The organism is Thioclava sp. F36-6 (genome assembly GCF_002020305.1).
Classification (GTDB): Bacteria; Pseudomonadota; Alphaproteobacteria; order Rhodobacterales; family Rhodobacteraceae; genus Thioclava; species Thioclava sediminum.
In genome coordinates, this window is the sequence record NZ_MPZX01000003.1 from 259,967 (window position 1) to 272,688 (window position 12,722).

At 63.9% G+C, this 12,722-nt stretch carries 10 protein-coding genes; 5 read left to right on the forward strand and 5 right to left on the reverse strand.

Going from position 1 to position 12,722, the window contains the following annotated elements; all coding sequences use genetic code 11:
* The first annotated feature begins 128 nt into the window (after positions 1 to 128).
* The 5 genes from dusB to BMI88_RS15520 all read left to right on the forward strand — a co-directional run bounded on the left by dusB (position 129) and on the right by BMI88_RS15520 (position 7,300).
* The gene (gene dusB, locus BMI88_RS15500) at positions 129 to 1,109 is read left to right on the forward strand and encodes a tRNA dihydrouridine synthase DusB (protein ID WP_281478276.1); all 981 of its coding nucleotides are present in this window, start codon (positions 129 to 131) and stop codon (positions 1,107 to 1,109) included.
* The gene (locus tag BMI88_RS15505) at positions 1,106 to 2,173 is read left to right on the forward strand and encodes an ATP-binding protein (RefSeq protein ID WP_078540791.1); all 1,068 of its coding nucleotides are present in this window, start codon (positions 1,106 to 1,108) and stop codon (positions 2,171 to 2,173) included. The genes dusB and BMI88_RS15505 overlap by 4 nt, the downstream gene beginning before the upstream one ends.
* Before the next feature lie 3 nt (positions 2,174 to 2,176).
* The gene (locus tag BMI88_RS15510; protein ID WP_078550200.1) at positions 2,177 to 3,547 is read left to right on the forward strand and encodes a response regulator; all 1,371 of its coding nucleotides are present in this window, start codon (positions 2,177 to 2,179) and stop codon (positions 3,545 to 3,547) included.
* A 73-nt stretch (positions 3,548 to 3,620) separates the two neighbouring features.
* On the forward strand, positions 3,621 to 5,903 hold the full coding sequence (locus BMI88_RS15515) for a PAS domain-containing sensor histidine kinase (RefSeq protein ID WP_246831904.1): 2,283 nt from the start codon (positions 3,621 to 3,623) through the stop codon (positions 5,901 to 5,903).
* A complete protein-coding gene (locus BMI88_RS15520; RefSeq protein WP_078550204.1) occupies positions 5,900 to 7,300 on the forward strand; it encodes a sigma-54 dependent transcriptional regulator in 1,401 nt (466 codons plus the stop codon). Before BMI88_RS15515 ends, BMI88_RS15520 begins: the two co-directional genes overlap by 4 nt.
* A 102-nt stretch (positions 7,301 to 7,402) precedes the next feature.
* Here BMI88_RS15520 and BMI88_RS15525 read toward each other — a convergent pair whose 3' ends face one another.
* The 5 genes from BMI88_RS15525 to BMI88_RS15545 form a co-directional block, all read right to left on the reverse strand.
* Positions 7,403 to 8,731 (reverse strand): branched-chain amino acid ABC transporter permease, encoded by a 1,329-nt coding sequence (locus tag BMI88_RS15525; protein ID WP_078550206.1) that lies wholly within the window; start codon positions 8,729 to 8,731, stop codon positions 7,403 to 7,405.
* Complete coding sequence (locus BMI88_RS15530; RefSeq protein WP_078550208.1) at positions 8,728 to 9,735, reverse strand: branched-chain amino acid ABC transporter permease; 1,008 nt, start codon at positions 9,733 to 9,735, stop codon at positions 8,728 to 8,730. Before BMI88_RS15530 ends, BMI88_RS15525 begins: the two co-directional genes overlap by 4 nt.
* A gap of 3 nt (positions 9,736 to 9,738) precedes the next feature.
* Positions 9,739 to 10,443 (reverse strand): ABC transporter ATP-binding protein, encoded by a 705-nt coding sequence (locus tag BMI88_RS15535; protein WP_078540796.1) that lies wholly within the window; start codon positions 10,441 to 10,443, stop codon positions 9,739 to 9,741.
* On the reverse strand, positions 10,440 to 11,300 hold the full coding sequence (locus BMI88_RS15540; RefSeq protein ID WP_078540797.1) for an ABC transporter ATP-binding protein: 861 nt from the start codon (positions 11,298 to 11,300) through the stop codon (positions 10,440 to 10,442). Before BMI88_RS15540 ends, BMI88_RS15535 begins: the two co-directional genes overlap by 4 nt.
* Before the next feature lie 104 nt (positions 11,301 to 11,404).
* On the reverse strand, positions 11,405 to 12,589 hold the full coding sequence (locus tag BMI88_RS15545; protein WP_078550210.1) for an ABC transporter substrate-binding protein: 1,185 nt from the start codon (positions 12,587 to 12,589) through the stop codon (positions 11,405 to 11,407).
* Between the last annotated feature and the right edge of the window lie 133 nt (positions 12,590 to 12,722).

Here is a 12,722-nt window from a genome sequence, read left to right on the forward strand (position 1 = left end):
AACTGGCCACAGTTAGGTGATTAAAAAATAGGCGGATGCTGATTTTCCCACCTAAAAAGGGGTGGACGCAATTGTGATTCTTTGGTCAAACGCCTAATTCGAAGGAAGACGAGTGACAGGACACCTCCGTGCCGAAGATTTTGGTTCTCGACGACATCACACTGACCCCGCCGGTCTTTCTCGCGCCCATGGCCGGGATCACCGACCTTCCGTTCCGGCGGATGGTGGCGCGTTTCGGCGCGGGTCTCGTCGTGTCCGAGATGGTGGCGTCGGGAGAGATGCTGACTGCGAAACCCTCGGTGCGCGCGAAAGCACGGGTCGAGATGGGGCTGGAGCTGCCGACCTCGGTGCAGCTCGCCGGGCGCGAGCCCGAGCCGATGGCGGAGGCCGCGAAGATGGTCGCGGACATGGGCGCGCGGATCATCGACATCAATATGGGCTGTCCGGCCAAGAAGGTGACGGGCGGGGCGTCGGGCTCGGCGCTGATGCGCGATCCCGATCATGCGCTGCGGTTGATCGAGGCGACGGTGGGCGCGGTCGACCTGCCGGTGACGCTGAAGATGCGGCTGGGCTGGTGTGACGACACGCATAACGCAGCCGAGATCGCGCGCCGGGCCGAGGCTGCGGGCGTGAAAATGATCGTCGTGCATGGCCGCACGCGGATGCAGTTCTACAAGGGCAGCGCCGATTGGGAAGCGATTGCCGAGACGGTCGACGCGGTCTCGATCCCGGTGATCGCCAATGGCGATGTGGTCGATGCGAGCTCCGCCCGCGCAGCGCTTGCGCAATCGGGCGCGGCGGGTGTGATGGTCGGTCGCGGGGCGCAGGGCGCGCCGTGGCGGCTGGCTGAAATCGGGCACGAAATCTTCGGATCGCCGAAGCCGCAGGTTCCCTACGGAAATGCGCTTTGCGATTACATTTCAGAGCATTACGAGGCGATCTTGAGTTTCTACGGACGTGATCTCGGGCTGCGTCTCGCGCGCAAGCATCTGGGCTGGTATTGCGAGGCGGCGAATGCGCCGCTGCGCGCCGAGATGATGGTCAGCCAGACGCCGGAGGCGACCTTGTCGCTGATCGAGCGCGCTTTCGGGGAAAGGTGCGCCGCATGAACCTTCCGGCCCCCGGCATTATCTGGACCTCGCTTCCGACCCCGGCTTTGCTGATCGATGGCGATGATCTTGTCGACGAGGTGAACCCGGCCGCCGAGCTGTTCCTTAACCTGTCCGCCAAGGCGCTGAGAGGTAAGGCGATCGGCGAAAGGCTCGCGATTTCCGCGCCTTTGGAAGAAATCTTCTACCGGGTTCGGAAGAACCGCGCCTCGCTTTTCGTTAACGATGTCGAGCTGACGACGGGCGAGAAAGCCCCGGTGCAATGCAATCTGCAAGCCGCCCCCGTGGGCGAAGACCCCGACCGGGTGCTGCTGCTGATCGAGCCGCGCGAGCTGGCTGATCGGCTGGGCCGCGCGAGCCTCGTGAAATCGGCGGCGCGCTCGGCCATCGGCATGGCGGAGATGCTGGCCCATGAGATCAAGAACCCGCTTGCCGGGATCGCTGGCGCGGCCCAGCTTCTGAGCATGAACTTGTCCGGAGAAGACCTTGAATTGACGGACTTAATCGTCGACGAGACGCGCCGGATCGTGAAGCTGCTCGAGCAGGTGGAACAGTTCGGCAACGTCCGCGCGCCCGAGAAGAAGCCGGTCAATATCCATGATGTGCTCGACCGCGCGCGCAAATCCGCAGGCGTCGGCTTCGGTGCGCATATGACGATCAAGGAGGATTACGATCCCTCGCTGCCGCCGACGCTGGGCGATGCGGATCAATTGACTCAAGTCTTCCTGAACCTGTTGAAGAACGCCGCAGAAGCCTCGGAAGGGAATGGAGAAATCAAGATCCGTACCTTCTACGAACACAGCCTGCGTCTGCGCCGCGCCGATGGATCGGGGCAGCCTCTGCCGCTGCAGATCGAGATCATCGACGACGGCCCCGGCATTCCGCCGGAAATTTCCAACGAGATCTTCGAGCCCTTCGTTTCGGGCCGTGAGAACGGCACGGGACTTGGTCTCGCGCTTGTCTCGAAGATCATCAACGATCACGACGGCTGGGTCACGCTCGACTCGGTCCCGGGAAAGACCCGGTTTCGCATTTCACTTCCCGTTGCGCCAAAGGAGGCCTGATCCATGGACGGCACCGTACTTGTCGCGGATGACGATCGCACAATCCGCACCGTTCTGACCCAGGCCCTGACCCGGGCGGGCTGTAAGGTTCATGCCACTGCCTCGCTGGTGACGCTGATGCGTTGGGTCGAAGAGGGCAAAGGCGACTTGGTGATCTCGGATGTGATCATGCCTGACGGAAACGGGCTGGAGGCGCTGCCGAAAATCTCCGAGGAGCGTCCGGGCCTGCCGGTCATCGTGATTTCGGCGCAGAACACGATCATGACCGCGATCCAGGCCGCCGAGGCCGAGGCTTACGACTATCTGCCCAAACCGTTCGATCTGCCGGACCTGATGAAGCGCGCGCAAAAGGCGCTGGAGCAGAAGCGGCGCAGCCCGACCGCCCCGCGCGAGATCGAAGGTGGCGGCGATGCGGGCGATCTACCTCTGGTCGGGCGGACCCCGGCGATGCAGGAGCTTTACCGGCTTGTCGCACGGGTGATGAATGCCGATCTCGCGGTGCTGATCGCGGGTGAGAGCGGCACGGGCAAGTCCCTGATCGCGAAGGCTATTCACGATTTCTCCGATCGCCGCACGCTGCCCTTCGTGGTGGCGCAGGCGGGTGATCTGCAGGGCGCGGACGGCCCGGCGGCGCTGGTGGCGAAGGCCAAGGGTGGCTCGCTCGTCTTCGATGAGGTTGGCGATTACGACGACGACACTCAGGCGCGGATCGTGCGGATGCTCGACGCGCTGCCCGATCCCGCGCCGCGGATCATGGCGACGACACAGATCGACCTCGCGGGGCTGATGGAGGCGGGCAAGTTCCGTCAGGACCTGTTCTACCGCTTGGGCGGCGTGACGCTGAACGTGCCGTCCTTGCGCGAGCGGGTCGAGGATATCCCGCTTCTGGCCGAGCATTTCCTCGCCCGCGCCGAGCGCGACGGGCTGGGCCTGCGCCGCTTCACGCCCGAGGCGCTGCAACTCGTGCGCGCCTATTCCTGGCCCGGCAACGTGCGCCAGCTGGAGAACACGATCCGCCGTCTCGCGGTGACCTCGCCCGAGGAAGAAATCACCCGCGCCGAGGCCGAATTCGTGCTGGGCAACCAGCCCGCGATCGAACCGCTGCGCCAAGGCGGCGAGGGCGAGAAGCTCTCGGCCTCCATCGCGCGCCACCTGCGGCGCTATTTCGACCTTCACGGCGGCACGCTGCCGCCGCCGGGCCTCTACGACCGGATTTTGAAGGAAATGGAGGCGCCGCTGATCGAAATCGCGCTCGATGCGACCGGTGGCAACCAAGCCAGATGTGCCGATTTGCTCGGCATCAACCGCAATACGTTGCGTAAAAAGATCACCGATCTGGATATTCAGGTGACACGCCGCCGCAAACTGATGTAAACCCGCAACAGGGGGCTGTGGCTTTTCCGTTCACACGGATTCGCGAGCCACGGTCTGGAATGAGGGGGCATTAGTGCAGGGCAGCACGGCATATCGCTCAGGCTGGGACCGTTTGGCGCGCTTTCGCCGCCAGAAGCGGGTGCGCAACCTGTTTACCTTCGGTCTGGTCGTTTTGGGCCCGGCGCTCGCGATTGCGACTTTTATAGTCCTAGGGCCCTTGGGACAGGGGGCGGACAGCACCGCGCTGCGCCTGATCCTGCTCGCCGATTTCGTTTATTTCCTGCTACTCGCCGGTCTGATCCTGATGCGGCTGGTGCAGATCATCGCCGCAAGGCGCGCCCATTCCGCCGGATCGCGGCTGACCCTGCGCCTGACGGGCGTTTTCGCGGGCATCGCGCTGGTGCCGACGATCCTCGTCGCGGTCTTCGCGTTCCTCACGGTGAATATCGGTCTCGAGGGCTGGTTCTCGGATCGCGTGCGCTCGGTCGTGGGCACGTCGCTTCAGGCCGCCGAGGCGTATCAGTCCGAGCATAAGCGCGATCTTGTGCAGGATAGCCGGGCGCTCGCGAATTTCCTCAATCTGCGGCGGCAGGCCTCGACCTTCATGTCGGATGGCGAACTGCGCGAATTGCTGATCACCGGGCAGGCGGGCATCCAGCGCGGCGTGAAAGAGGCCTATGTGATCGACGGCACGGGCCGGATCGTCGCGCGGGGCGATCGCTCCTATCTCTTTGACTACGAAGAGCCTTCTCCGCGCGACATCGTCGAGGCCCAGAAGGGCGAGACGGTGCTGATCGAGGATTGGCCGAACTCGGAACTGCGCGCGCTGATCCGGCTCGATGCGTTTGTGGACCGCTATCTCTATATCTCGCGCAAGGTAGACGGGCAGATCCTCGCGCTGCTCGATAAAACGCGCGAGACGGTGACGCTCTATCAGCAATTGGAAAGCGCACGCGGCCGGGTGATTTTCGAATTCGGGCTGCTCTATTTCGGCTTTGCGCTGATCCTGATCCTCGCCGCGCTCTGGATGGGCTTGTGGTTCGCCGAGCGCCTGTCGCGCCCCATCGGGCGGCTTGCTGCCGCGGCAGAGCGCGTCGGCTCGGGCGATCTGGATGCGCGGGTCATCGAGGCCGAGGGCGACGACGAAATCGCGACCCTCGGCGAGGCGTTCAACCGGATGACCGGACAGTTGAAGGGTCAGCGCATGGCCCTGATCGAGAACCACCGCGAGACCGAGGAGCGTCGGCGGATGTTCGATTCCGTGCTGTCTTCGGTGACTTCGGGGGTGATCGGGCTGGATGCCGATGGGCGCATTGACTTCGTGAACCGGGCGGCGATGACCTTGCTGGCGCTTGATAGTGCGCGTGACAATGCCCGCGAGCTCTCGACCGCCGTTCCGGAATTCGTTGGGCTTTACAATCGCTTGCAGGACGGACTTAACGAGGTCGCGCAAGAGGAAATCCGGGTCTCGCGCGGTGGGCGGCTGGAAAGCCTGCTGGTGCGCATGGCGGTGCGCCGCAACGATCTGGGCACGCCCGAGGGCTATGTGGTGGCCTTCGAGGATGTGACCGATCTGGTCTCCGCGCAGCGGATGGCGGCGTGGGGCGACGTGGCGCGACGCATCGCGCATGAGATCAAGAACCCGCTCACGCCGATCCAGCTTTCGGCCGAGCGGATCAAGCGCAAATTCGGCAAGATGACCGAGGGCGAAGATCTTGAAACGCTCAATCAGCTCACCGGCGTGATTGTGCGGCAAACCAATGACTTGCGGCGCATTGTTGATGAATTCTCGCGCTTCGCCCGGATGCCGGAACCCGACCGCGCCGATCACGATCTGGCGCAGCTGGTGCGCGACGCCGCGACCCTGCAGCAAGACAGCCTGCATGGCGCGAAGCTGGTGACGGATGTCCCGAGTGAGCCGGTGATCGTCGAGCTGGACGCGACGATGATCTCGCAAGCGGTGACGAACCTTGTGAAGAATGCTGGCGAAGCGATTGAGTCCTATACGGAAAAAGGCAACGTGGAAGAAGGCTTCGCGCCCGAGGTTCGCCTCGATATGCAGGTCGCGCCCGAGCATGTGACGATCCATATCGCGGATAACGGGATCGGCTTGCCGCCCGACCGCTCGCGGCTGTTCGAGCCTTACGTGACGACGCGCGAGAAAGGCACCGGGCTGGGCCTTCCCATCGTCAAGAAGATCATTGAGGAACATGGTGGAACGCTGACCCTGAGCGATGCGCCCGCCTTTGCAGAGGGTGCCCATCGCGGGGCGCTCGCCGAAATCAGGCTCCCACGCGCCCGAGCAGCGCTCAGAGCCATCAAGGAGAGGGGCGAAGCCCCCGGGGAAGTGACATGAGCGACATTCTGATCGTCGACGACGAGAAAGACATCCGCGAGCTGATCGCCGACATCCTGCGCGACGAAGGCTTCAAGACACGCCTCGCGGCGAATTCCAACGAGTGCATGGACGAGATCAACGCGCAGGAACCGGCGCTGATGATCCTCGATATCTGGCTGAAGGACAGCAAGATGGACGGGATCGACATCCTCAAGACGGTCAAGCGCGACAACCCGGACGTGCCGGTGATCATCATCTCGGGCCACGGCAATATCGAGATCGCGGTGGCGGCGATCAAGCAGGGCGCCTACGACTTTATCGAGAAGCCCTTCAACATCGACCAGCTGATGGTGGTGATCTCGCGCGCGATGGAGACGGCGCGGCTGCGGCGCGAGAACTCGACGCTCAAGCGCCGCGACATGTCCTCGGGCGAGATGATCGGCGACTCGGCCGCGTTCCGGCGGCTGAAGGATCAGCTCGACAAGGTGACCAAGTCGAACGGCCGGGTGATGCTGACGGGCGAGCCGGGCTCGGGCAAGGAGATGGCCGCGCGCTACATCCACCAGTTCTCGACCCGTGCGGCGGGGCCGTTCATCACCGTGAATTCCGCTTCGATCGAGCCCGACCGGATGGAAGAGGTGCTGTTCGGGCGCGAAACACCAGAGCGCGGCGTCGAGAAGGGCCTGTTGGAACAGGCCCATGGCGGCGTGATCTATTTCGACGAGGTGGCCGAGATGCCGCTCGGCACGCAGTCGAAAATCCTGCGCGTGCTGACCGAACAGCAATTCCTGCGCGTGGGCGGGGCCGACAAGGTCCGCGTCGATCTGCGGGTGATCTCGTCGACGACCCGCGATCTGATGACGCAGATCCGCGAGGGTCTTTTCCGGCAGGAGCTCTACGACCGGCTGAACGTGGTGCCGATCGAGGTGCCGCCGCTGTCGGAGCGGCGCGAGGACGTGCCGCTTCTGGCGGACCATTTCCTGCGCGGCTTCAACGAGACCCAGGGCCTGCCGCTGCGTGAGATCTCGGAAGAGGCCGCGGCGCTGATGCAGACGATGGATTGGCCCGGCAACGTTCGCCAGTTGCGCAACGTGATCGAGCGGGTGCTGATCCTCGGCGAAGGCACGGGCGCGATTGAGGCGCGCGAGCTGCCCGGTCAGGAACGCCCGGCGGATGAGGGGCGCATCGTTCTGGGCGGCGCGCTCGCCACGCTGCCTTTGCGCGAGGCGCGCGAGCTGTTCGAGCGCGAATACCTGCTCACCCAGATCAACCGCTTCGGGGGCAATATCTCGCGCACCGCGAATTTCGTCGGCATGGAGCGCTCGGCGCTGCACCGCAAACTCAAATCGCTCGGCGTCGTCACCACGAACAAGGCGGGCGCCCGCGTCGCCCAATTCGACGGCGGCGAGGAGTAACGAAAAACGCGCGCCTCCTTTCGGGGCGCGCGTCCTGTCTTCGTTTTGGAAGAAATATCCCGGGGTGAGCCCGGAACGGGCGAGGGGCAGAGCCCCTCATTTTTATTTCTCCGGCAAGAGCCCGCGCGGGCTGAAGCGCAGCACCATCAGCAGGATGATCCCCATCACCAGCATCCGCATATGCGGGGCCGACTGGATCAGGTGATCCTTGAGCCCGCCATCGGGGAAGGGTGCCGCCAGCGCGCCCATGATATCCGGGCCCCAGTCGCCTGCCTTGACCCAGACATACCAGATCAGCACGCCACCCAGGATCGAGCCCCAGTTATTGCCCGAGCCGCCCACGATCACCATCACGAGGATCAGGAAGGTGTAGCGCAGCGGGTTGTAGGAAGTCGGCGTCATCTGCCCGTCGAGCGAGATCATCATCGCGCCCGCAAGCCCGATCACCGCCGAGCCCAGCACGAAGATCTGCAGGTGGCGGCGGGTGACGTTCTTGCCCATTGCCGCAGCCGAAATCTCGTTGTCGCGGATCGCGCGCATCATCCGGCCCCAGGGCGATTTCAGCGACATCTCGGTCAGCCAGATCAGCGCGAGGATGACGATCACGAACAGAACGAGGAAGGCCAGCTTCACCGCGATGGTGGAGCCCAGCTGCGGGTCGAGGCTCCAAGCCTGCATCTGCGCGACGAAGTCGGGCGAGTTCTGCAGGTCGATCTCGTAGGGCACCGGCCAGGGGCGCGGGATGCCGTTGACGTTCAGAACTCCCCGGTCGAGCCATTGCTCGTTCTTCAGGATCGCGACGATGATCTCTGCGATGCCGAGCGTGGCGATCGCGAGATAGTCCGAGCGCAGGCCGAGGGCGGTCTTGCCGACCAGCCAGGCCGCGCCTGCGGCCAGAACTGCGCCCACGGGCCAGGAGATCAGCGTCGGCAGGCCCAGCCCGCCGAGGTTGCCCTGCGCCGAGGGGTTGATCGCCTCGATCACCTCGACCGCCGGATCAAACAGCCAGCGATAGGTGAAGAAGCCGACGACCAGCACGGCGGTCACGGCGAGGCCGCGCGTCTTGCCGCGCAGATTGCGCCAGATCCAGACCGCCGCGAGAACCGCGACGATGGCCACGAAGAAGGCCGCCATGATGCCCGGACCGCCGCCCGAGAAGGCGCCGGGGGTGGGCGGCATGGAGATCAGCACCGGGGCGAGGCCGCCAAGCGCGAGGAAGCCCATCGCGCCCGCGTTGAACAGGCCCGCATAGCCCCATTGCATGTTCACGCCGAGCGCCATGATCGCCGACAGAAGCCCCATGTTGAGAATGCCGAGCGCCGAGTTCCAGCCGGAGGTGAAGCCCTCGAGCAGGATGAGCGCGGCCATGATGGCGAAGAAGAGGGGGGCGCGGAGACGGCTGGTCTCGCCAGCCTGACGATTGCTGCTCATACGATTTTCCCCTTGAAGAGGCCGGTCGGCTTGAAGATCAGGACGAGGATCAGGATCGTGAAGCTGACTGCGTATTTGTAGTCGGTGGAGAGAAGCTGGACGAGGCCGTCCGGCTCCCAGCTCGGGACCAGATAGGTCGCGACCTTCTTCCACGCGTAGGTGAGGCCCACTTCCGAGAAGGAGATCACGAAGCCGCCCGCGATCGCGCCCACCGGGTTGCCGATGCCGCCGACGATGGCCGAGGCGAAGATCGGAAGCAGAAGCTGGAAATAGGTGAAGGCTTTGAACGATTTGTCGAGCCCGTAGAGCGTGCCTGCGATGGTCGCGAGCGCGCCGGTGATGATCCAGGTGACGGCCACGACCTTGTTCGGATCGATGCCCGACAGCAGCGCCAGATCCTCGTTATCGGAAAACGCGCGCATGGATTTGCCGGTGCGCGTCTTGCCGAGGAACCAGAACAGCGCGGCCACGGTGATGATCGCGGTGACGACGGTGATAACTTGGGTCGAGCGCAGCGTCAGCGGCTCGTGCAGGCCCGTCATGTCGCGCCATTGCCGGGCGTTGATGACGAAGCGCGTGCCGTCGTCGAAATTGATCTGGTCGACGCCGATCAGGAAGCGCGTGAGCGCGTTCATCACGAACATCACGCCGACCGAAACCATGACCATGACCACGGGCGCGGCCCTGACTTTTCGGTAATATTGGTAAACGACCTTGTCCGTGCCAAGCATCAGCGCCGCGGTGACCGCGATGCCGAAGGGCAGGGCGAGAAGGGCGGTCGGCAGCGGGCCGAAGCTGATCCCCATCGCCTGGAAACCCCAGGTGATCAGGATCACGACCCCGGTGCCGAAGGCCATCGTGTCGCCATGGGCGAAGTTGGAGAACCGCAGGATCGAGTAGATCAGCGTGACCCCGAGTGCGCCGAGCGCAAGCTGCGCGCCATAGGCGGTGGCGGGGATGATGACGTAATTGGTAACCGCGACAAGCGCGTTGATGAGTTCCATTCCTCAGCCCCCCAGGAAGGTGCGGCGGACTTCCGGGTCGGCCAGAAGGGCCTCGCCAGTGTCGGTGTATTTGTTCGCGCCTTGCACGAGGACATAGCCTTTATCCGCGATCTCAAGGGCTTGTCGGGCGTTCTGTTCGACCATCAGGATCGAGATCCCGCTGCGGGCGACCTCGATGATGCGATCGAACAGCTCGTCCATCACGATGGGCGAGACGCCCGCGGTCGGCTCGTCGAGCATCAGCAGTTTCGGCTGGGTCATCAGCGCGCGGCCCACGGCCACCTGCTGACGCTGCCCGCCGGACAGCTCGCCCGCGTTCTGGCGGCGCTTTTCCTTCAGGATCGGGAACAGATCGAAGACCTGATCCATCGTGCCCCGGAAATCGTCGTCGCGGATGAAGGCGCCCATCTCGAGGTTTTCCTCGACCGTCATGGTCGGGAAGACGTTGTTCACCTGCGGGACGAAGCCCATACCTTTCTTAACGCGGTCCTGGGGCGAGAGGCCGGTGATGTCCTGCCCGTCGAGCGTGACCTTGCCTTCGCGCAGGCCGAGCATGCCGAAGACCGCCTTCATTGCGGTGGATTTGCCCGCGCCGTTGGGGCCGACGATCACGGCGATCTCGCCCTTTTCGACGGTCAGCGTGCAGTCGTGCAGGATGTCGGCCTTGCCGTAGCCGCCGGTCATGTTGGAGGCGTTGAGATAGCTCATTGGGCACCCCCTTTGCCGGCTTCGTCACCCAGACCGGGCTGCGCGCCGTGGTCTTCATGGGCGGCGGTCTCGGCCGTTTCCTCGGCCTTGACCTTGTTCTTCAGCCCGGTGCCGAGATAGGCCTCGATGACGGCCTCGTTTTCCATGATGTGATCGGCAGACCCCTGGGCCAGCACCTTGCCCTCGGCCATCACGATGACCGGGTCGCAGAGGCGGCCGATGAAATCCATGTCGTGTTCGATCACGCAGAAGGTGTAGCCGCGCTCCTTGTTGAGGCGCACGATGGCATCGCCGATCGTGTTCAGAAGCGTCCGGTTCACGCCCGCGCCGACCTCGTCGAGGAAGACGATCTTGGCTTCGACCATCATCGTGCGGCCCAGCTCCAGAAGCTTTTTCTGACCGCCCGAGAGGTTGCCCGCCTTCTCATCCTTGAGATGCGAAATCGTCAGAAAATCAAGCACTTCATCGGCCTTCTTCAGAAGCGCCGCTTCCTCGTCGCGGATGTGTTTTCGCCCGAACCATGTGTTCCAGAGCGTTTCGCCCGCCTGACCGGTGGGCACCATCATCAGGTTCTCGCGCACGGTGAGCGAGGGGAATTCATGCGCGATCTGGAAGGTGCGCAGCAGCCCCTTGTGAAACAGCTCGTGCGGGGCAAGCCCGGTGATGTCCTCGCCATCCATCGTGACACGGCCCGCGGTGGGTTCGTGCACGCCTGCGATGACGTTGAAGAGCGTGGATTTGCCGGCGCCGTTCGGGCCGATCAGCCCGGTGATCGAGCCGGTCGCGATTTCGAGGCTCGCGCCATCGACCGCGCGGAATCCGCCGAAGGATTTGACTAGGTTTTCAACCCGGATCATAGGGTCCCCTGAGTTGTAGGCGCGTTAGCTTCACGCCGCATCTTGTTGTTTTATAATTGAAAACAGCCCGGATCGCTCCGGGCTGCTTCAGCTCTGATGACCGCTTAGCGGTATTTCACCGTCTCGATCTTGTCGTCCTTGATCGCGATTTCGCGGAAGGTGCCCGCGGCTTCGCCATTGCCGATCAGGTTGACGGCGGTCGCGCCTTCATAGTCGACCGGCTTGCCTTCCTTGATCAGGTCGAGCGCCTTGCCCAGCTCGCCGGGATAGATCTTCTCGCCGGGGCCGTTCGCGACTTCCATGACCTTGTCCTTGTAGACTTTCGGGTCGGTGGAATCCGCCGCCTGCATCGCCAGCAGCATCAGAGCCGCTGCGTCATAGGCGCCGCCCGAATAAGCCGACGAGCCGTCGAAGCCGGCTTTCTCGGCCATGCCGAGATAGGTCTTCATGCCGTCGCCTGCCGAGTCGGGAAGCTGGCCGAAGGAGCCGTTGATTTCCGAGCCGAAATTGTCTTCGAGCGTCTGGCTGACCATGCCGTCGGGGAAGACGAAGGTCTCGAAGGCGCCGGTGTCGAGTGCGCCGCGCAGGATGCCCGAGCCGCCCTGGTCGATATAGCCGACGATGACGAGCGCGTCGCCACCTGCGGAAGCGAGCGAGGCGACTTCAGCGGAGTAGTCGCCCTTGCCGTCTTCGTGCGCGGCCGAGATCGTGACGCTGCCGCCCTTGGCCTTGTAGGCTTTCTCGAAGCTGTCGGCGAGACCCTTGCCGTAGTCGTTGTTGGTGTAGGTCACGGCGACGTTCTTGATGCCCTTCTCGAGGATCTCGTCGGCCATGACTTCGCCCTGACGCGCATCCGACGGAGCGGTGCGGAAGAACAGGCCATCATCTTCGAGCGTCGAGAGTGCCGGCGAGGTTGCCGAGGGCGAGATCATCACGACGCCGTTCGGCATGGCGACGTTTTGCAGGACAGCGGTGGTCGCGCCCGAGCACATTGCGCCCATGATGCCAGCGACCTTGTCGGTAGTGACCAGCGTTTCGCCTGCCGCGGTCGCGGCTGCTGCGTCGACGCAGGTCGAGTCGCCGCGGACTGCGGTCACGGTGTCGCCACCCAGCAGCTTGCCGGAATCGGAGACTTCCTTGATCGCCATCTCGGCACCCTGCGCCATCGGCGGGGCGAGCGATTCAAGCGGGCCGGTAAAGCCCAGCAGGACGCCCATCTTCACGTCATCGGCATATGCGCCAGTCGCGCCAAGCGCGATCGCAGCCGAAGCCAGAAGCAGTTTTTTCATGTGTTCACTCCCGTGTTGGAACTCGCGTTCTTGCGCGAGGTTAGTGCGCGGTTTGTCAAATGTGAAGAACCGCGAGTGGGGCGATGACGCGAAAAACGGACCCGAAGGTCAAGGTGCGCGCAATGCGACGTAA

Bases quoted from the DNA above. Each gene is read 5' to 3' on its own strand.
- BMI88_RS15505 (WP_078540791.1), top strand. From the start codon at position 1,106: ATGAACCTTCCGGCCCCCGGCATTATCTGGACCTCGCTTCCGACCCCG.
- BMI88_RS15510 (WP_078550200.1), top strand. From the start codon at position 2,177: ATGGACGGCACCGTACTTGTCGCGGATGACGATCGCACAATCCGCACC.
- BMI88_RS15520 (WP_078550204.1), top strand. From the start codon at position 5,900: ATGAGCGACATTCTGATCGTCGACGACGAGAAAGACATCCGCGAGCTG.
- BMI88_RS15525 (WP_078550206.1), bottom strand. From the start codon at position 8,731: ATGAGCAGCAATCGTCAGGCTGGCGAGACCAGCCGTCTCCGCGCCCCC.
- BMI88_RS15530 (WP_078550208.1), bottom strand. From the start codon at position 9,735: ATGGAACTCATCAACGCGCTTGTCGCGGTTACCAATTACGTCATCATC.
- BMI88_RS15535 (WP_078540796.1), bottom strand. From the start codon at position 10,443: ATGAGCTATCTCAACGCCTCCAACATGACCGGCGGCTACGGCAAGGCC.
- BMI88_RS15540 (WP_078540797.1), bottom strand. From the start codon at position 11,300: ATGATCCGGGTTGAAAACCTAGTCAAATCCTTCGGCGGATTCCGCGCG.
- BMI88_RS15545 (WP_078550210.1), bottom strand. From the start codon at position 12,589: ATGAAAAAACTGCTTCTGGCTTCGGCTGCGATCGCGCTTGGCGCGACT.